The organism is Rhizobium skierniewicense, assembly GCF_014196515.1.
GTDB classification, from domain to species: domain Bacteria; phylum Pseudomonadota; class Alphaproteobacteria; order Rhizobiales; family Rhizobiaceae; genus Agrobacterium; species Agrobacterium skierniewicense.
Genome location: NZ_JACIDV010000005.1, coordinates 343,405 through 361,950 on the forward strand (window position 1 = coordinate 343,405; position 18,546 = coordinate 361,950).

The following is an 18,546-nucleotide window of genomic DNA, read 5'->3' on the forward strand; positions in this document are numbered from 1 at the left end:
CCTGTGCCTGTCACAGGAATGAGGGAGGTTGTAGCAGCATCACTGCCATGCCTCAATCACGCACGAAACCTTCGCTGGCCACCAGCAATTGCCGCGTGTAATCCGCCTCAAACGTCCGGCTTTCAAGCGCGTCCACATCCAGCATTTCCACCACCTTGCCGCTTTTCATGACCGCCAAGCGGTCGCACATGTGGCTGATGACGCCGAGGTCGTGACTGACCATCAGGAAAGTGAGGTTTCGGTCCTTACGGGCCTGTTCCAGCAAATTGAGAATTTCGGCCTGAATGGAAGCATCGAGCGCCGACGTCGGTTCGTCCAGCAGCAGGATTTTCGGCTCAAGAATGAGCGCGCGGGCAATGGCGATGCGCTGGCGCTGACCGCCGGACAGTTGGTGCGAGTAGCGAAAGCGGAAGCCGCTTCCAAGACCGACCTCATCCAGCGCGCGAGTGATGCGGGCTTCCTTGTCCTCAATGCCGTGGATCGTCAAGGGCTCCAACAGCAGCGCATCCACCGTCTGGCGCGGATGCAGCGAGCCGTAGGGGTCTTGAAACACCATCTGCACATCGCGGTAAAAGCTCTTTTCCCGGAACTTGCTCTTGTAGGTTCGCCCCTCGACCATGAGAGTGCCTTCATCGAAGTGGTTGAGACCGGCAATGGCGCGCAGCAGCGTGGATTTGCCCGAGCCGGATTCGCCGACAAGACCAAAGGACTGGCCCTTGTTCACGTCGATGCTGACGCCATCAAGCGCAATGTGCCCATCGAAATCCACCAGCAGATCGGAAACGGAAAGAACTGAGGTCATAGGCGCCACTCCAGCTGGCGGTCCAGAACCGGCAGGGGATGCCTGTTATCGCCGATCTTGGGCAGGCAGTTGAGCAGCCCGCGCGTGTAAGGGTGCTGCGCATGGTCCAGATTGGCCGCGTCAAGCTCCTCCACCACGCGGCCCGCATACATGACGAGGACGCGGTCGCAGAAGGAGGAAACCAGCCGCAGATCGTGAGAGATGAAAATCAGCCCCATGCCACGATCGCGCACAAGCTTGTCGAGAATGCCGAGAACTTCCAGTTGTACCGTCACATCGAGCGCTGATGTCGGCTCGTCGGCAATCAGAAGTTCCGGTCCGCAGACCAGCATCATGGCGATCATCACGCGCTGGCCCATGCCGCCGGATACTTCGTGCGGATAAAGACCGAAAACGCGTTCCGGCTCGCGGATCTGCACCGCCTCCAGCATGTCGAGCGTACGCTGTTTTGCATCCGATGAACTGATGCGCTCATGCGTCCGTAACGTTTCGACAATCTGGCGACCAATGGGCATGACCGGGTTCAGTGAATATTTCGGGTCCTGCAGGATCATGCCGATGCGCTTGCCGCGAATGCTGCGGCGCTGTTTAGCCGAGGCTTTCAGCAGATCGATATCGCCGAAACGTAGGGCATCCGCCTCGATTTTCGCGGCAGACGGCGTCAGCCCCATGATGGCGCGACCGGTCTGCGACTTGCCGGAACCGGATTCGCCGACGATGCCGAGACGCTCCCTGCCGAGCGTGAAAGACACGCCGCGCACCGCCTCCACCAACCCGGTGCGGGTGGGAAAGCTGACGCGCAGGTTGTCAACGGTCAGAAGCGGAGCCGTCATTGACCTGCCTCCTTCGGATCCAGCGCATCGCGCAGCCCATCGCCCAAAAGGTTGAAGCCCAGACTGACGATGAGAATGGCAATTCCCGGCATGGCGGCGACCCACCATTGGTCGAGAATAAAGCGGCGACCGGATGCGATCATGGCACCCCATTCCGGCAGCGGCGGCTGTGCACCGAGGCCGAGAAAGCCGAGACCGGCGGCAGTCAGAATGATACCCGCCATATCCAGCGTCACACGCACGATGAGCGATGACATGCACAGTGGCATGACGTGTTTGAGCACGATGCGCCAAGGCGACGCGCCCATGAGCTTGATAGCCGCGATGAAATCAGAGTTGCGGAATGTCATGGTTTCAGCGCGGGCAATGCGGGCATAGGGCGGCCATGAGGTGACGGCAATGGCCAGCACCGCATTCTCGATGCCCGGCCCCAAGGCTGCCACCAGAGCCAGCGCCAGAACAAGCTTGGGGAACGCCAGAAAAATATCGGTGATGCGCATCAGCACGGCATCGACCCAGCCACCGGCATAACCGGCGACGGTGCCGACGATGAGGCCAACGGGGGCGGCGATGATGGCCACCAGCATGACCACGAACAGCGTCAGCCGCGAACCGTGGATGAGGCGCGAGAGAATATCGCGACCCTGATCATCCGTGCCGAGCCAATAACCGGCACTCCCGGGAGGCAGCAGGCGGGCATTGCGCAAATCCCCCTGCACGGGTGAATGCGGGGCCAGCACATTGGCAAAGATCGCCACCAGCACCAGCGCCGCGATGATGCCGAGCCCGGCCAGCGCCAGCCGGTTTTCCGAAAACCGCCGCCAGATGACATAGGCGCGGCCGAGCCGGGCCTGCCTACGGGATGCCGGTCTGTCGGACAGCAGCCATTCCCGGCTGTAAGGTTTCAAGGGGGTCAAAGCTGTCGTCATCGGCTGCGCGTCCTTGGATCGAGCGTCCGGTAGAGCAGATCGGACAGGAGATTGATGCTGATGAACACGGCACCGATGACGATGGTGCCGCCGAGAACGGCGTTCATATCCGCATTCTGCAAGGAATTGGTGATGTAAAGGCCAAGCCCCGGCCAGGAGAAGATGGTTTCCGTGAGCACAGAACCTTCCAGCAAACCGGCGTAGGACAGCACGATGACTGTCAACAACGGCACGGCAGCGTTGCGCAACGCGTGGAACCAGATGATACGCATTTCCGACAGACCCTTGGCGCGGGCGGCGACGATGTACTCTTGGGCAAGTTCATTGAGCATGAAGGAGCGCGTCATGCGGCTGATATAGGCGAGCGAGAAATAACCCAGCAATCCGGCAGGCAGGATGATGTGCCGGAACAGATCCCACAGCACATCCCACTGCCCCTGCCAGAAGGCATCCAGCAGATAAAAGCCTGTTCCCGGCGTGAAGGTGAATTCGTAGACGATATCCATCCGTCCGGGATAGGCAACCCAGTTCAGCTTGGCGTAAAACACCAGAAGCGCCAAGAGGCCCAGCCAGAAAATCGGCACGGAATAACCGACAAGACCGATGATGCGGACGATCTGGTCGATGATGCTGCCGCGCTTGACGGCGGCGAGAACGCCAAGCGGAATGCCGAAGACAGCGCCGATCAGCGTACCGATGGTGGCAAGCTCGATGGTCGCAGGGAAGACCCTGATAATATCGGTCATCACAGGATTGGTGGTCAGCACCGAGGTGCCAAAGTCACCCGATAGCGCTTGTTTGATGTAGAGAAAAAACTGGTGCCAGAGCGGCAGGTTGAGGCCGAGCTCTTCGCGCACACGCTCCACCACATGGGCAGGCGCACGGTCGCCCACGATGGCGAGAGCGGGATCGATGGGGATGACGCGACCGATAAAGAAGGTAACCGCCAGCAATCCCAAAAATGTGGTGATGACGGTGACAAGGAAGCCGATGATGGCGTTCAGGCGCTTGTTGGCGCGGCTTTTGCCGCGCCTTGGCCTTGGTACTGTTTCAATGATGGTCACTGGATCAATCCTGCCGGACTATTCCTTGGAGACCGGGAAGACATAGTTGGTGTCGAAGCTTGGTCCAAGCTTCAGACCCTTGACCTTGTTGGAGAAACCGGCAATTTCCGTCTTCTGTTCGATCACGACGAACGGACCGCTTTCCAGAACCTTACGCTGCAAGTCCTGATACATGGCCGCACGCTTGGCGTTATCCTTTTCAAGAAGCGCTGCCTGTGTCTGCTTTGTCAGCTCAGGAACGTCCCAGGCATTGCGCCATGCAAGCGTCTTGGTCTTGCCCTCATCCGAATTGTCATAGTTGATGGTGAAGGTCTCGGCATTCGAGTTGGGGTCGAAATAGTCCGAACCCCAGTCGCCGATATAGATATCGTGCTGACGGGCACGATATTTCGTCAGCGTCTGCTTGCCATCACCAGGAATGATGCTGAGCTTGATGCCGGCTTGCGCCAGGGTCTGCTGGATGTTCTCGGCAATACCAGTCACTGGCTGCGTGTTGCGCACATCCATGGTTACGGTGAAACCGTCCTTCAGGCCTGCCTTTGCCAGCAATTCCTTGGCCTTGGCCACATCGAGCTTGTAGGGATTTTCATCCAGGGCACCAAGCTGACCCTTGGGCAGGAAGGTCTGGTGAACCTCACCAATGCCCTTGATGATGGTGGCACCGATGCCCTCGTAATCGACCAGATATTTAAAGGCTTCCACGACCTCGGGCTTTTTCAGGTTCTCGTTCTTCTGGTTCAGGCCGAGATAATAGACCGTGCCCTTCGGTGCCGAGATAACAGTGAAGCCTTCTTTTTTGGAGACGGCTTCCATATCGCCGGGCTCAAGGTTACGGGCCACATCGATATCGCCATTTTCCAGCGCCAGACGCTGGCCCGAGCTTTCCTTCATATGGCGATAGACGACGCGCTTGAGCTTTGGCTTCTCGGCATAATAATTCGGGTTGGCTTCCAGAATAACCGCTTCATTGGCCTTCCAGCCGAGGATTTTGTAAGGGCCGGAACCGGCGTAACCGGTCTTCAGGAATTCGTTGCCGAAATCGCTTTCATATTTGTAATCGGCGCTTGGCGTCACAGCCTTGGCCTTTTCCATCACAAGCTTTTTGTCAACGACGGAGGCAACCGTTGCCGTCAAAACGTTGAGAACGAAGCTGGGCGCATAGGCCTTGTCCACCGTCAAAACGAAGGTATTGGCATCCGTAGCCTTGGCCTTTTCCGTGACGTTATCGCCCGTGAGACCGAACTGGGTCAAAAGAAATGCCGGAGATTTATCCAGCTTGACGGCGCGTTCGATGGAGAAGGCGACATCGTCTGCCGTGACGGGATTGCCGGAGGCAAATTTGAGGTCGGGCTTCAGCTTGAACGTATAGGTCAGGCCGTCTTCGGACGTCGTCCAGCTTTCGGCCAGATCGCCCTTCACCTTCGACGTATCAGTGATATCGATGGAGACGAGCTTGCTATAGGTATTGCCGGTAACCTCCGCAGTCGTGATTTCAAACGCCTCGCCCGGATCAAGCGAGATGATGTCATCAATGGCGAAACCCTCGACCAGCGTGTCGGCAGGCGTTGCCGCAAAGGCCTGCGGGGCGGCAAGAGAAAGCATCGAAAGAGCCACGCTTGTGGCAAGAATGCGGGCGGCTTTGTTGAGCGATTTGTTCATCGTCTTCCCCTGTTTGTATCTTTATGTCTACTCGGTCTTAGGCCGGTTCGTGCCAGGCCTGAGCCAAAACGCGCAGCCAGTTTTCCCGGCAAATTTTAGCAAGGTCTTGATCAGCGTAGCCCGCAGATTTCAGCGCCGCAACAAGATTATTGTTGCCCTTGGCATCCCGGATTTCCGCTGGAATGGTCGCACCATCGAAGTCGGAACCAAGCGCCACACAATCGATGCCCATGCGTTCGACCATATAATCGATATGCTGGACCATGGCGGAAAGCGGGGTATCGGCATCCTCACGCGCATCCGGGCGCAGCATGGTGACAGCGTAGTTGAGACCAACAAGTCCGTTGCTCTCCTTGATGGCGTCCATCTGCTTATCGGTGAGATTGCGCGCGACCGGCGTCAGCGCATGCGCGTTGGAGTGGCTGGCGATCAAAGGCTGGTCGGTGGTCTTTGCCACGTCCCAGAAACCCTTTTCGGTGATATGCGCGAGATCGATGAGGATGCCGAGCTGGTTGCAGCGTTTCACCAGCTCGAAACCGGCATCGGTCAAGCCCGGTGCAGTATCGGGCGACATGGGATAGGCGAAGGGCACGCCGTGGCCGAAAATATTGTGACGGCTCCAGACGGGACCGAGCGAACGCAGGCCTGCGGCATAAAACACATCCAGCGCATCGAGATCGGCGGCGATCGGCTCACAGCCTTCCATGTGCAAGACGGCGGCGAAGATGCCGTCATCCATGGCTTTGCTGATCTCGGTCGTTGACCGGCAAAGCTTCCAGGCGCCGGCCTGATCGAGACGCAGCGCGATCGCTGCCTTCTCCAATGCGATATCCAGCGATGGCTGACGTTCCAGCGGGGCTGCAAGCGGAGTGATATAATGCCCTGACGCGTCTGGCGCCTTGAGGATCAGATCACCGGAGGGAATGTAGATGGCACAGATGCCACCCGCCAATCCGCCTGCCTTGGCGCGCGGCGCATCGATATGGCCTTCAACGGTGCCCTGCACGAATTCCGCGACGGGATCGCTTCCCGATTTGGCATTGCGCCATAACCGCAAGAGCACATCGTTATGACCGTCGAACACACGTTGCATGCAAGAATTCCAAACAGAAAGTTCGTATTTTTATATTTGAAGCCATGGGCTTAGCGGGATGCTTGATGCCGTATCAAATGGTTGGCGATGATCCTAGGCCCATCCTTCACGGCTTCGCAAGTCAAAAAATATGCAGGATGAAAAAATGAACATTCGCTGCCTACCGGCGATTGGTAACAGTCAGAAATGCCACCCGTCACCTGTCTTTTTGAGCATCGGCGTTCGGAAAACGCCCCGCACTTTATCAGGCCAGCGGGTGTCGGCACTGGCCAGTTTTTCCACCCACCTGTCGGATTGCAGCATGGCCGCGCCGATGACCACGGGCTCGATGCTGGAAGCGGCCAGAAGCGAAAGACCCGCGACAATAGAGGTGCCGCTGGAAATCACATCATCCACCAGCGCAACCCGCCTGCCCTCCAGAAGCGGCAGCATGCGTGGATCGATATAAAGCCGCTTCTCTTGCTGTGTGGTGATAGATGACATCGGCACCGACAGCGCGTCCAGATACCAGAATTTGCGCGACGTTCCGAGCGGCACATAGCGGCTATGGCCAAGGCGCTTTGCCACCTCGGCCGCAAGCGTTAGACCGAGTGTGGGAAGGCCAACCACGACATCGATGTCGAAGTTTTCAAGCTTTTGCGCCAGATCGTCGGCCAAGGCTTCGACAATGGCAAACGACGCCTGATTGACGATGAGGGATGCAAGCGCGTGTTCCCCATCCGCCAGCGGACGGATTGGCAGGCGCAACTGCCTGCCATCGTCGAGCGTGACCGGGAAAAAGCCGGGATGGGGACTGGTAACGTCGAAACTGCCGGGCGGATGGATATCCTGCCAGAATTCGTGCGGCTTCATGACCATTCCTTTCGCGGCAATAATATTCCTGTTTTCCAGGCTGCTTCCTATTAATTTTCAGAGACTTCTGCACTAGAAAAAGATGCGTGTTTCGATATTGCAAGGATATGCCGCCCATGACCCCGCTTGCCCGGTTCGGTAACGACCTGCCCTTTCTGACCACTCTGCGGCGAGACCTGCACGCCCACCCGGAGCTTGGCTTTGAGGAAGAGCGCACAAGCGCGCTGGTCGTCAGGCACCTGGAAGAGGCGGGTATAACGGTTCATCGCGGCCTGGGCAAAACCGGCGTCGTCGGCACGCTTCAGGTCGGCAATGGCACGCGCCGCATTGGCCTGCGCGCCGATATGGATGCGCTGGCCATGCCTGAGATCGCTGACCGTCCCTATCAATCGACCGTGCCCGGAAAAATGCATGCCTGTGGCCATGATGGCCACACGGTGATGCTCCTGGGTGCCGCCCGCCATCTGGCCGAAACCCGCGATTTCTCCGGCACGGTGCATTTCATCTTTCAACCCGCCGAAGAAGGACGCGGCGGCGCAAAACGGATGGTTGAGGACGGGCTGTTTGATCTTTTCCCCTGTGATGCCGTCTACGGCCTGCACAATATGCCAGGGCTGGATGTGGATGAAATGGCCGTCGTCGAAGGGCCGCAACTGGCCTCGTCCGATAGCTGGCGCGTGATGTTCCAAGGTGTGGGCACCCATGGCGCAAAGCCGCATCTGGGGCGCGACCCGATTACAGCAGCGGGAAGCTTTCTGGCAGCCCTGCAAAGCATTGTCGGACGGGTGGTCGATCCGTTGCAACCGGCCGTCGTCAGTGCCTGTTCGGTGCAGGCGGGTGATCCGAAAGCGCTGAATGTCATCCCCGATCTCGTCGAAATCGGTGGCACGGCAAGGGCCTATTCGGCACATGTTCGCGACCAGCTGGAAGAGGAAATCGGCAGGTTGGCAACGGGTACCGCCGCCATGTTCGGCATAGAGGCAAATTACCACTTCATCCGCCGCATTCCGCCTGTTATCAATGATGCCGATACGACGCGGCGGGCGTTGAAGGCTGCGCAGAGTGTTTTCGGTGAAAGGACGCGAACCACGTTTCCGCCTTCCACCGCCGGCGACGACTTCTCGTTTTTCGCAGCACACGTGCCGGGCTGCTACGTCTGGCTTGGCAACGGCCCCGCCGTGGACGGCGCGCTGCACCACAACACGTCCTATGATTTCAACGACGATGCGATTGCGTCTGGCGTCGCGTTCTGGACCACATTGGTGGAGCAGGAACTGGCGGCTGAATGACTGCCCTTACTCCATAACCTCGATCACCGGGGTTTCCATCACCCTCCCCGTCAGCACGTCGGCAATGCCCATGTCCGTCTGGTGCGGGCCTATGTTGCAGGCGAGTGTAGCGCCGAAGCAGGCTTTGAAGACGAGATAGGGTGGCTGCCATTCCACGATCTGGCCAACCGCGTCGCGCACGGTTTCGAAACCGGCGGCGATGTCGCTAAGGGGTGCGCCGGAGACGAGGCCAGAGAGCGGTAGCGGCAGCATCGCTGTAACCTTGCCGCCGGACGCAACGGCCATGCCACCGCCTGCCTTGATGACGGCGTTGGCCGCAACCGTCATATCATCCACATTGCCCCCGAAGACCGTGAGATTGTGGCTGTCATGGGAAACCGTGGTAGCGAAAGCACCGTCCCATTTGCCCCAACCGGTCAGAAAACCGGTTCTGGTGACGGGATCGGCCTTGCCGTGGCGGTGGGTGACCGAAATCATCGTTGTGCTCTCGGGCGGCACCACGAAACCATTTTCAACGGCGGCTTCCGCCTCCCCCCATTGGGTGAAACGCGGTTTGTCGATGGTGGCCAGCCTGACCCTGTTGCCCTCGGATTTGACCTTGAAATCAGACGGCGAGCGCGGTGTCAGTTTCACAGAATGCTGGAGGGGTGCGGCGTCCATCTCGATGAGATCGACCAGCATCTTGCCAGCTTCTGCAACAAGAGTACCGCTGGCCAGCACATGTCGTGCGGAGAATTGCGACAAGTCTTCGAAGACGGCGATATCCGCCCGACGCCCAGCAGCGATGAGGCCGAGATCGTTGCGCTGCAGACGCGTGGCCGCATTGAGCGTAGCGGCGCGCAGTGCCCATTCGGGCTTCAGGCCATATCGCACCAGCCGCCGCACCACATCATCAAGGCCGCCGCTTTTCAGAAGGTCATCCGGAAAAACATCATCGGTGCACAATGTGATGGTTTGCGGCAAATGGCCGAGCGCGTTCAGGGCTTCCACGAATTCCGGCAGGAGATGGTCGTGCGAACCGCGCAGCTCTATCGCCAGCCCCGCCCGCAGCTTGACGATCAGATCGGCAGCCGATGTCAGCTCGTGATCGGAGGTGATGCCTGCTGCCATGAAGGCGTTGAGATCAGCGCCCTCAAGCCCTCGCGCATGGCCGCAGATCAGTTTGTCGGAAAACAGGCCTTCCTGGAGAATGGCGCTCATGCGCGGATCTCGTTCGATAACGCCGCGCATGTTCATGACTTCGGCCACGCCGCCAATTTCCGGCCAGAACAGCATTTCGACCATCGCAGAGGCATCGAAATCCGCACCTGCCTGCTCCAGCCCCGGTGCGGACGGCACGGACGACGGGGCGAGGAGAACAGCCCTCAGCGGCAGACCCTTGGCAGCCTCCGCCGCCCAGCGTACGCCATCGATGCCGTGGACATTGCCGAATTCGTGCGGGTCCCAGACGATGGTGGTGACGCCACGCGGCACGACGGCACCGGCATAGGCCGCCGGTGTCACCATGGAGCTTTCCACGTGCATATGGGTGTCGATCAGGCCTGGCGAAACATAGGCACCCGTCGCATCGAGAACCTTTGCAGCATCCGTGCGGGTGCCCGCCTCATGAACGCTCGCGATCAGCGGCCCGACAATGCCGATATCAGCGGGGCGACGCTCGCCCGTCACGACATCGACAAGTATGCCGCCGCTGATCAATATATCGAAAGGCTGGTCGCCGCGTGCTGCCGCCACGGCACGGGCGCGCAACGTATTTTCGATCATCCCGTCACGATCAACGATGATGGCTTGCTCTCTCATCGGCTAGCCTCCTGAAGCAGGGCATCAAGAATAATGGATTTCGCACGGATTGCATCGACCGTCTCTGCGTATTGCGCATTGAATCGTGACGCATGGGCGGCGCGCGCTTCGACCACGGTTCGGCCACGCGTCAATGCGCCGTGAACCTCGACATTGATGCGCGCATTTTTCCAGCCGATGCAATCGGGCGCCACAAGAGCCACCGCCGCACAGGGATCGTACAGCGCCATCGCATCGCGCCCACGGCTTGTTGCGATGGCGATGAAGCCTTCCAGCATATCGGCGATCAAACCGACATTGCGGCCAGCCGCTGCGCGAATGGGCGCGATATCGGACATATCCGCCGTCACTTTGCGGCAGAGATCGAGATCGACCATCCGCAAGGGAAGACCGTGTGCGATGACGATAGAAAGCGCTTCGGGATCGGCAAAAGCGTTGAACTCGGCAGAGGCGGTATGATTGCCAGCCGTCACGCCACCACCCATCCATACGAGCTGCGTGATGCGAGCGGCAAGATCGGGTCTTGCAAGACAGACGGCGGCGATATTGGTGAGCGGTCCAAGCGCGAGAGCGCGTTTGTCGGCTTGACCGTCGGCCAGCCAGGTGCACAGGGCCGTGAAAGCATCGCTGTAGGGCAGATCGGCGGCGTCGGGTAAGCCTGCGCCAATAGTGGGAATTCCGGTATCCCCAAGGATCGTTTGCGCGGTTTCGAGCTGTCCGAGCACGGGTCGCTCCCGACCTGAGTGAATGGGAAAGCGCCAACCGAAGGCAGCGGCGGCACCGGCTGCGTTTTTGCTGACCTGCTCAAGCGGGGCATTGCCGAACACCAGCGACACGCCATCGATCTGAAGCCCATGAGACGTGACCACCATGATGGCGGCGATGTCATCAAACCCCATATCGCAATCGATCCAGATACCCATGCTCAACGAAACACCTTCAAACTTGCTGCTTTCTTGACAGGCAGATCGAATGCGAGCGCCGTGCCGATATCTTGCACCGGCAGCGCGGCATCGACCTCTGCCTTGATGGCCCCGAGGGGCGTATCCAGCAGATACTCCCGGGTGTTGCCCGCAAAAGATGTGCCGCGCACGGTTCCCTCGAAGGGTCCTGACCCGAGGGTGACCATCCGCGGCCTCCAGGCCAGTCCGGCCACATTTGGAACCGCGCCAGAAAGGGGGACGCTTCCGTTATCGGTCTTGAGCAAGCCAGCCTCCAGACGGAAGATGTTTTCAAAGCCGACGAAATCGGCCACGAAGGACGAGATCGGCGCGTTGTAGATATCCTCCGGCGTGCCGATCTGCTCGATGGCGCCGTTTTTCATGACAACGATCCGATCGGCCAGCGCCAAGGCCTCGATCTGGTCATGGGTGACGAAAATCATGGTGACGCCGGTTTCCTTCTGCACGCGTTGAAGCTCGGTGCGCATGTCAAGCCGCAGCCTTGCATCAAGGTTGGACAGCGGCTCGTCCAGAAGCAGGACCTTCGGGTCCATGACCATGGAACGGGCAAGCGCCACGCGCTGCTGCTGACCGCCGGACAATTCCGCCGGTTTGCGGGAAGAAAAGCTCGAAAGACCGACGGATTTGAGGCCGGACGCGACCTTGCCCTCAAGAGCCGAGCCCCTCATGCCCTTCAGCTTCAAACCGAAGGCGACATTCTCATAGACCGTCAGGTGCGGAAACAGCGCGTAGGACTGGAACACCAGGCCAACCGCCCGTTTGTTGGCGGACACGCGGGTGATATCGACACCATCGAGATCGATCCGGCCACCAGCCACCGGCATCAGCCCGGCAATGGCCCGCATCGTCGTGGTCTTGCCGCAGCCGGACGGGCCGAGCAACGCCAGCAACTCACCCTTGCGGATGTCGAGATTGAGGTCCTTCACGGCAACGGAGTTGCCATAGGCCAGCGACAGGTTCTGGAGCGACAGATAATTTGCGTCAGACATAACGGGAGAACCCCAGAAAACGTTCGGCCATGAAAACAATGCCGATGGACAGGAAGGCGAGCAGCGAAGACAGAGCTGCAACGGATGGGTCGAAGACGATTTCCATGTAGCCGAGCATATCGATAGGCAGGGTGCGCACACCGGGACCGGACAGGAACAGCGAGACCGGCACCTGGTTGAAGCTGGTCACGAATCCCAGAATGAAGGCCGAGAGAATGCCACCCCTGATATTCGGCAGCACGACACGGAAGAATGCGCCTGTTCGAGATGAGCCGAGGAGAATAGCTGCCTCCTCGATATCGGAGCGCAGATTGGTAAGGCTGGCCGAGACCACGCGCACCGCATAGGGCAGGATCAGCGCGGTGTGAGCCAGAAACAGCGCCAGCGTGATGCCGATGCCAAAGGGCACGACGAAGTAGCGCAGCAACGCCAGGCCAACGATGATGCCGGGAACGATGATGGGGGCCGAAACGATGGTTCGGATGGTTTCCGAAAACGGCAGCTTGTAGCGCGACATGGCGTAGGATGCGGGGACGCCGAGGATCAGCGCGGCGACTGTGCCGCCAATGGCAAGGAACATCGACATGGCAAAGCTTTCGCGAAAACTTTCGACGGTGAAGACCTTGGCGATCCATTTCAGCGAAAAGCCCTGCGGCGGGAATGCCAGCGTGTCGCCTGCCGAAAACGAGGCCGCGACGATGATGAGGAACGGGCCGATCAGAAAGCCGATGACCAGCGCGAGCGTGAGCGGAATGAAGAGGTTCCGGGTCATGTCTTGTTCCTTGCCGTGGCGATGCGCTTGAGCAGGATGTTGGCCGCAAAGCTCATGACGATCAGAATGAAGGCGATGACACTCGCGGCGACGAAGTTGTTGGACACCGTCACCTGCTGGTAGAGCAGCGTTTCCAGCATCAGAACCTTGGAACCGCCCAGAATGGCGGGCGTGATATAGGCCGTCAGCGAGCCGGTGAAGACCAATGTGCCACCCACGACGAGACCTTCCCTGGTCAAGGGCAGAATGACCTTCCAGAATACCTGCAACCAGTTGGCGCCCAGAACCCGCGAGGCGGCGATGACATCTTTCGGCATGTTTTCCAGCGCGCTGATGAGGGAGATGATCATCAACGGCAGGAACAGTTGCAAAAGGCCGATGAAGACCGCCGTTTCGGAAAACAGGATGCGGATCGGCGCATCGGTCAGCCCCACCAGTTTCAGCACCTCGTTGACCATGCCGGTGCGCCCGAGAATGACGATCCACGCATAGGTGCGGGCCACGGGCGAAATCATCAACGGCAGAATGACAAGGTTGATCATGTGCCCCTTGGTGCTGGCCGACAGGTTGACGATAGAAAAAGCAGCCGCATAACCAATGATGGCGGAAACCACCGTCACGATAGCCCCGAGCTTCAGTGTGCGCAGAAAGACAGCACGGTTTAGCGGATCGAAAAAGAAATCCACATAGGCCTGAAACGTCCATCCGTCTGCAGTTCGAAACCCTTCCGACAGAAGAATGAACACGGGCACAAGGAATACCACCGCCGCGAAGATCGCGGCCGGCAAGGCCAGCGCCAGGGCTTCAGCCCGGTTTTGAAACATGGAGTCTTCTCCGGTGTTGAAATGTCTCCGCCTTCGCTCGGCAGAGGATTTGTCGTTGAGCGGCAGCGGGTGCCAGCCCCCTCTGCCCTGCCGGGCATCTCCCCCACAGGTGGGGAGATTGGATAGCGGCACACGTTTAGGCCATCTCATACGTTGAGACAGGATGGATGTCGGTGCATCCTGCTGATCTCCCCCCTTGTGGGGGAGATGTCCGGCAGGACAGAGGGGGGGCGACGTGCGCCAGCACGTAGTCCCCACACCTGAAACCGTCCTTACTGACCGACCTTCGCGTTCCACTCCGACAGCCACTTGTCGCGGTTATCCAGCGTCGTTGCGGACGGAATGAGTTGCAGGCTCTTCGCCGTTTCCTCGCCATAGGTGATGTTGTTGGCGACCTCGTCGGAAACCTTGACCTCCTTGTTGGTCGGGCTATCGACCAGCTTTTCAGCCAGCGCCTTCTGCACGTCCGTCGACAGCCAGAAGTCCATGAACTGGAGCGCCAGATCTTCGTTTTTGCCGTTCTTCGGAACAACAAGCACATTCATGCCGCCGGTCTGGCCTTCCTTCGGCGTTGCCCATGCCAGCGGCAGGTCAAGTTTGGTGAAGGGCGCCCAGGAGAAACGGCCGATGGGTGCTGCCCAGATTTCTTCCTGCTGCATAAGCTGCACGAGTTGCGAGGACTTGACATAGAAGGTGACGATCTCGTCCTTCTTGTTCCCCACGGCTTCGATGGCACCCGACAGATCCGGCGTGTCCTTGCCGATGGCCTTGCCGAGCATGTAGAGCGCTGGCGGCCCCTGATTGGTGGTGACATTCGGGAAGGCGACGTGGTCGACAACACCGTCCTTCAACAGATCGGCCCATGACTCGATCTTCATCTTGTCGGTGCGGTAGACGATGGAGGTGGCGTAGAAATTGACACCAACGCTCATGCCATCGCCATTCGGGTCCTTGGCGATGTCATAGAGCTTCTCGACATTCGGCACCTTGGACGTGTCGATCTTCTGGATCAAATCCTTGCGGGTAGCGGACAGCGCATCGGCCATGGAAACGATAGCGAGATCAACGACCGGATTGGTCTTGTTGGCTTCCATCTTGGCCAGACGCTCGACACTGTTGCCGGTTTCGACCACCAGCTTGCAACCGCATTTGGCTTCGAACGGCGTATAGACCAGTTCCTTGAATTCGTCCTGCGCAAAGGCATAGACCGAAATGGTCAGCGTCTTGTCCTGCCCCTGGGCCGCGCCCATGGACAGCATCAGGGCGGTGCCGGATGCCAGAATGATCTTTTTCATGATGCGAGTTCTCCTGCTGTCGAGGTTGTGTTGGCGGCCTGCTTCTTGTTGTTTGGACCGCAAGAGCGTCTGACAATGAGCTCCATTGCGACTTTCGAGATATCGGCGACAACGCCTCCTGACAGGGGGCGATCTTCCGCGTCGATACTGCGCACCAGCGCCGTAATCGCCAGATCGGCGATCTTCGCCATATCCATGCGGACCGTGGTCAAAGCTGGTGTAACGACGGGTGCCCAGATGAGGTCGTCAAAGCCCGTAACGCTGGCCTGTTCCGGCACATTGATACCATCACGCTGCAATTCGGTGAGCGCGCGCAACGCATGAAGATCCGACACAGCCGCAAAGGCGGTAGAGCCCTGCATCACCTTTTGGGCGACGCCGAGCGGGCACCCTGCCCCGTTCCGCTTTTCCAGAGACGCGATCCACAGGGTTTGCGTCTGTGCACTGCTGCCGAGGCCGGACCTGATGCCGCCGATACGGTCATTCTGAACGTTGGAATCCGGATTGTTGCCAATGATGACCACGTTGCGGTGGCCGAGTTCCGCTAGGTGACGGCCGATCTGAAAACCACCATCCCAATGATCAGCCGAAACAGTGTTCCCGGGTGTAGAGGGCGAATCGATGACCGCCACCGGGCAATCGACATTGCCGATGCGGGTGCCGCGTCGTGGCACGACAACCATACCCTCGACGCCGCGCTCGATCAGACGGTTGATCGCTTGTGTCTGTTTAGCAACGTTACCATGAGAGTCCGCAATCAATACGCCATAACCGGCGGCGTCGGCGGCCTTTTCGATGGCCTGAGCGATTTGCGGGAAAAGCGGATTGGCAATATCGGGCAGGACGAGACCGACAACACCGCTTCTGCCGGTGCGAAGCGCGCGACCGGCGATGCTGGGCACATAACCCAGCTCCTCGGCCTTGACGCGGATTTTCTCGGAAAGCTCTGTGGAGACCCGCCCCTTGCCGGAGAGCGCATTGGACACGGTCGCCGCTGATACACCGAGTGCCGACGCGATTGCCGCCAGATTTGCCCCTGCACGACCCGAGGTCATGATTATCCCCATGATTAAACGTTTAATCAAGCTAATTTGAATTGGCGTTTTTGTCGAGTCGTCAAGCTTGGGATTTTTGGGCTGGAGACTTAAGTCGAGGAAACGAGTGCGAAATTAAAATTCGCCTTGCGCACGAAACGCCTCGACTTCCGCCAGCAGCCACTGTTTGAACAACACGACGGGCGCGTGATTGATGCGGGAAAGCGGCGCGACGGCATAATAGGAGCTGGGGCTTTTGACCTGATGATCAAAGGCGGCGACCAGTTGCCCGGCTTTCAGCTCGATATCGATCAGAAACAGCGGCATGAGCGCCACGCCCAACCCGGCGATGCAGCCTTGGGCGACGCTGGAGAACTGTTCGAACCGCATGGCGGGTGCGTTTTGCGCCCCGAGGCCAAGGCTCTGAAACCAGTGATCCCAGGCGCCGGGGCGCGATGCCATATGCAGGAGCGGCAGGGTGGAGATATCCTGCGCCTTGACAATGGGGTGCGCCGCCAGAAAGGACGGGCTGCACACCGGCGCCACCATCTCATCCATCAAAAACGTGCTTTCCGCCGCTGGCCAATCCGGCTGACCGATATGGATGGCCATATCCAGACCTTCCTTCTCGAAATCGAATTGGCCGATACGGGTGGCGAAATTGAGCGTGATTTCCGGGTGCGCCGCCACAAATTTGGGAATACGTGGCAAAAGCCACCGCGTGCCGAAAGTGGGCAGCATGGCAAGGTTCAGCCTGTTGCCATGCGTTTTGGTCATAATCTGCAAGGATGCGGAACGGATATCGCCCAGCGCCGTGCTAATGGCCTTGGCATAGGTCTGGCCCTCGGCCGTCAACGAAACGCCGCGCGCGCCACGCTCGAACAGACGCACGCCAAGTTGGTCTTCCAGCGACAGAACCTGCCTGCTGATCGCCCCTTGCGTCAATGACAACTCATCAGCCGCCAGCGAAAAACTGCCCAGCCGCGCCACGGAATCGAAGGCGGCAAGAGCGCTGGTGGAAGGTAGAAGTTTGCGGCTGAGCGAGGTCATGCCGCATTCCTAACGGTAATAGCAAAATGAGTAAACATGGCTTGCCGCGACGCTGCCAAATGCCAATAATCCCGACAGCAATTTTGGAGATTTACCGTGAGCGAACGCACAGCATTCAATTGGCAGGACCCGTTTCTTCTCGAGGACCAACTGACCGAAGACGAGCGGATGATCCGCGATACGGCAGCCGCCTTTGCTCAATCGGAGCTTCTGCCACGCATCAACGAAGCCTATCTCTCTGAAAGTTCTGAGCCTGAGCTGTTCCGTCTGATGGGCCAGACCGGTCTTCTGGGCGTGACGCTTCCTGAGAAATACGGTGCTGCCGAAGCAAGCTATGTGGCCTACGGCCTCGTGGCCCGCGAAGTCGAGCGCATCGATAGCGGCTATCGCTCGATGATGAGCGTGCAGTCCTCCCTCGTCATCTACCCGATCTTTGCCTATGGCTCGGAAGAGCAGAAGGACAAATATCTGCCCGGCCTCGTGTCCGGCGAATTGATCGGCTGCTTTGGCCTGACCGAGCCCGACGCCGGTTCTGACCCGAACGGCATGAAGACACGCGCCGAAAAGATCGAAGGCGGATATCGCCTGCGCGGCTCCAAGATGTGGATTTCCAATTCGCCCATCGCAGACGTCTTCGTTGTCTGGGCGAAATCCGAAGCACATGACAACCAGATCCGTGGCTTCGTGCTGGAGAAGGGCATGAAGGGACTGTCTGCGCCCAAGATCGGCGGCAAGCTGTCTCTGCGTGCATCGATCACCGGCGAGATCGTCATGGATGGCGTCGAAGTGGGTGAAGACGCGTTGCTGCCGAATGTTTCCGGCCTCAAGGGTCCGTTCGGCTGCCTCAACCGCGCCCGTTACGGCATTTCCTGGGGCGTGCTGGGTGCCGCAGAAGATTGCTGGTTCCGCGCTCATCAGTACGGCATGGACCGCAAACAGTTCGGCAAGCCGCTGGCCGGCATGCAGCTTTATCAGAAGAAGCTGGCCGACATGCAGACGGAAATCACGCTCGGGCTACAGGCGTCGCTGCGCGTCGGTCGTCTGTTCGACGAGCATAAGATGGCGCCGGAAATGATCTCTATCGTCAAGCGCAACAATTGCGGCAAGGCACTGGATATCGCCCGCCAGGCCCGTGATATGCACGGCGGCAATGGCATTCAGATCGAATACCACGTCATGCGCCACGCCCAGAATCTGGAAACGGTCAACACCTATGAGGGGACGCATGATGTGCATGCGCTGATCCTCGGCCGCGCCCAGACCGGCATTCAGGCTTTTTTCTGAGATTTGACGACAAAA

Annotated in this window: 17 protein-coding genes; 2 read left to right on the forward strand and 15 right to left on the reverse strand. The window is 59.0% G+C overall.

Translation table 11 applies throughout. The annotated features are described in order from the left end of the window. Positions 1 to 52: 52 nt before the first annotated feature. From GGQ73_RS10615 to GGQ73_RS10645, 7 genes are all read right to left on the reverse strand, one after another. Complete coding sequence (locus GGQ73_RS10615) at positions 53 to 802, reverse strand: ABC transporter ATP-binding protein (protein WP_183896091.1); 750 nt, start codon at positions 800 to 802, stop codon at positions 53 to 55. Further along, entirely contained in the window at positions 799 to 1,635 is an 837-nt protein-coding gene (locus tag GGQ73_RS10620; protein ID WP_183896093.1) for an ABC transporter ATP-binding protein, read from the reverse strand. The genes GGQ73_RS10615 and GGQ73_RS10620 overlap by 4 nt, the downstream gene beginning before the upstream one ends. After that, complete coding sequence (gene nikC, locus GGQ73_RS10625) at positions 1,632 to 2,564, reverse strand: nickel transporter permease (protein ID WP_183896095.1); 933 nt, start codon at positions 2,562 to 2,564, stop codon at positions 1,632 to 1,634. Before nikC ends, GGQ73_RS10620 begins: the two co-directional genes overlap by 4 nt. Continuing rightward, positions 2,561 to 3,628: an ABC transporter permease gene (locus GGQ73_RS10630; RefSeq protein ID WP_183896097.1), complete on the reverse strand. Its 1,068-nt coding sequence runs from the start codon at positions 3,626 to 3,628 to the stop codon at positions 2,561 to 2,563. Before GGQ73_RS10630 ends, nikC begins: the two co-directional genes overlap by 4 nt. Before the next feature lie 18 nt (positions 3,629 to 3,646). After that, on the reverse strand, positions 3,647 to 5,287 hold the full coding sequence (locus tag GGQ73_RS10635) for an ABC transporter substrate-binding protein (RefSeq protein ID WP_183896099.1): 1,641 nt from the start codon (positions 5,285 to 5,287) through the stop codon (positions 3,647 to 3,649). Positions 5,288 to 5,324: 37 nt separating this feature from the next. Continuing rightward, on the reverse strand, positions 5,325 to 6,380 hold the full coding sequence (locus tag GGQ73_RS10640; RefSeq protein WP_183896101.1) for a dipeptidase: 1,056 nt from the start codon (positions 6,378 to 6,380) through the stop codon (positions 5,325 to 5,327). Positions 6,381 to 6,560: 180 nt separating this feature from the next. Beyond that, positions 6,561 to 7,232: a phosphoribosyltransferase gene (locus GGQ73_RS10645; protein ID WP_234910935.1), complete on the reverse strand. Its 672-nt coding sequence runs from the start codon at positions 7,230 to 7,232 to the stop codon at positions 6,561 to 6,563. A gap of 116 nt (positions 7,233 to 7,348) precedes the next feature. On the opposite strand from GGQ73_RS10645, the gene GGQ73_RS10650 reads away from it, so the two are divergent. After that, complete coding sequence (locus GGQ73_RS10650; RefSeq protein ID WP_183896105.1) at positions 7,349 to 8,521, forward strand: M20 aminoacylase family protein; 1,173 nt, start codon at positions 7,349 to 7,351, stop codon at positions 8,519 to 8,521. Positions 8,522 to 8,527: 6 nt separating this feature from the next. Here GGQ73_RS10650 and GGQ73_RS10655 read toward each other — a convergent pair whose 3' ends face one another. From GGQ73_RS10655 to GGQ73_RS10690, 8 genes are all read right to left on the reverse strand, one after another. After that, entirely contained in the window at positions 8,528 to 10,321 is a 1,794-nt protein-coding gene (locus GGQ73_RS10655; RefSeq protein WP_183896107.1) for an adenine deaminase, read from the reverse strand. Next, positions 10,318 to 11,244 carry a nucleoside hydrolase gene (locus tag GGQ73_RS10660; protein WP_183896161.1) on the reverse strand — a complete coding sequence of 309 codons (927 nt, stop codon included), beginning with the start codon at positions 11,242 to 11,244 and terminating at the stop codon, positions 10,318 to 10,320. The genes GGQ73_RS10655 and GGQ73_RS10660 overlap by 4 nt, the downstream gene beginning before the upstream one ends. Before the next feature lie 2 nt (positions 11,245 to 11,246). Next, on the reverse strand, positions 11,247 to 12,272 hold the full coding sequence (locus GGQ73_RS10665; protein WP_183896109.1) for an ABC transporter ATP-binding protein: 1,026 nt from the start codon (positions 12,270 to 12,272) through the stop codon (positions 11,247 to 11,249). Beyond that, positions 12,265 to 13,044 (reverse strand): ABC transporter permease, encoded by a 780-nt coding sequence (locus GGQ73_RS10670; protein ID WP_183896111.1) that lies wholly within the window; start codon positions 13,042 to 13,044, stop codon positions 12,265 to 12,267. Before GGQ73_RS10670 ends, GGQ73_RS10665 begins: the two co-directional genes overlap by 8 nt. After that, positions 13,041 to 13,868: an ABC transporter permease gene (locus tag GGQ73_RS10675; RefSeq protein ID WP_174154035.1), complete on the reverse strand. Its 828-nt coding sequence runs from the start codon at positions 13,866 to 13,868 to the stop codon at positions 13,041 to 13,043. The genes GGQ73_RS10670 and GGQ73_RS10675 overlap by 4 nt, the downstream gene beginning before the upstream one ends. Positions 13,869 to 14,140: 272 nt before the next feature. Beyond that, a complete protein-coding gene (locus GGQ73_RS10680) occupies positions 14,141 to 15,163 on the reverse strand; it encodes an ABC transporter substrate-binding protein (RefSeq protein ID WP_183896113.1) in 1,023 nt (340 codons plus the stop codon). Beyond that, a complete protein-coding gene (locus tag GGQ73_RS10685) occupies positions 15,160 to 16,218 on the reverse strand; it encodes a LacI family DNA-binding transcriptional regulator (RefSeq protein WP_183896115.1) in 1,059 nt (352 codons plus the stop codon). The genes GGQ73_RS10680 and GGQ73_RS10685 overlap by 4 nt, the downstream gene beginning before the upstream one ends. 114 nt (positions 16,219 to 16,332) lie before the next feature. Continuing rightward, positions 16,333 to 17,247, reverse strand: coding sequence for a LysR family transcriptional regulator (locus GGQ73_RS10690; protein ID WP_174154038.1), 915 nt, complete (start codon positions 17,245 to 17,247; stop codon positions 16,333 to 16,335). A gap of 96 nt (positions 17,248 to 17,343) precedes the next feature. Between GGQ73_RS10690 and GGQ73_RS10695 the strand changes: the two genes are divergently transcribed. Next, on the forward strand, positions 17,344 to 18,531 hold the full coding sequence (locus tag GGQ73_RS10695) for an acyl-CoA dehydrogenase (RefSeq protein ID WP_113495062.1): 1,188 nt from the start codon (positions 17,344 to 17,346) through the stop codon (positions 18,529 to 18,531). The last annotated feature ends 15 nt before the right edge of the window (positions 18,532 to 18,546 follow it).

Coding starts and splice junctions, on each gene's coding strand:
- GGQ73_RS10615 (WP_183896091.1), bottom strand. CDS start 802: ATGACCTCAGTTCTTTCCGTTTCCGATCTGCTGGTGGATTTCGATGGG.
- GGQ73_RS10620 (WP_183896093.1), bottom strand. CDS start 1,635: ATGACGGCTCCGCTTCTGACCGTTGACAACCTGCGCGTCAGCTTTCCC.
- nikC (WP_183896095.1), bottom strand. CDS start 2,564: ATGACGACAGCTTTGACCCCCTTGAAACCTTACAGCCGGGAATGGCTG.
- GGQ73_RS10635 (WP_183896099.1), bottom strand. CDS start 5,287: ATGAACAAATCGCTCAACAAAGCCGCCCGCATTCTTGCCACAAGCGTG.
- GGQ73_RS10640 (WP_183896101.1), bottom strand. CDS start 6,380: ATGCAACGTGTGTTCGACGGTCATAACGATGTGCTCTTGCGGTTATGG.
- GGQ73_RS10645 (WP_234910935.1), bottom strand. CDS start 7,232: ATGAAGCCGCACGAATTCTGGCAGGATATCCATCCGCCCGGCAGTTTC.
- GGQ73_RS10650 (WP_183896105.1), top strand. CDS start 7,349: ATGACCCCGCTTGCCCGGTTCGGTAACGACCTGCCCTTTCTGACCACT.
- GGQ73_RS10655 (WP_183896107.1), bottom strand. CDS start 10,321: ATGAGAGAGCAAGCCATCATCGTTGATCGTGACGGGATGATCGAAAAT.
- GGQ73_RS10660 (WP_183896161.1), bottom strand. CDS start 11,244: ATGGGTATCTGGATCGATTGCGATATGGGGTTTGATGACATCGCCGCC.
- GGQ73_RS10665 (WP_183896109.1), bottom strand. CDS start 12,272: ATGTCTGACGCAAATTATCTGTCGCTCCAGAACCTGTCGCTGGCCTAT.
- GGQ73_RS10670 (WP_183896111.1), bottom strand. CDS start 13,044: ATGACCCGGAACCTCTTCATTCCGCTCACGCTCGCGCTGGTCATCGGC.
- GGQ73_RS10675 (WP_174154035.1), bottom strand. CDS start 13,868: ATGTTTCAAAACCGGGCTGAAGCCCTGGCGCTGGCCTTGCCGGCCGCG.
- GGQ73_RS10680 (WP_183896113.1), bottom strand. CDS start 15,163: ATGAAAAAGATCATTCTGGCATCCGGCACCGCCCTGATGCTGTCCATG.
- GGQ73_RS10685 (WP_183896115.1), bottom strand. CDS start 16,218: ATGACCTCGGGTCGTGCAGGGGCAAATCTGGCGGCAATCGCGTCGGCA.
- GGQ73_RS10690 (WP_174154038.1), bottom strand. CDS start 17,247: ATGACCTCGCTCAGCCGCAAACTTCTACCTTCCACCAGCGCTCTTGCC.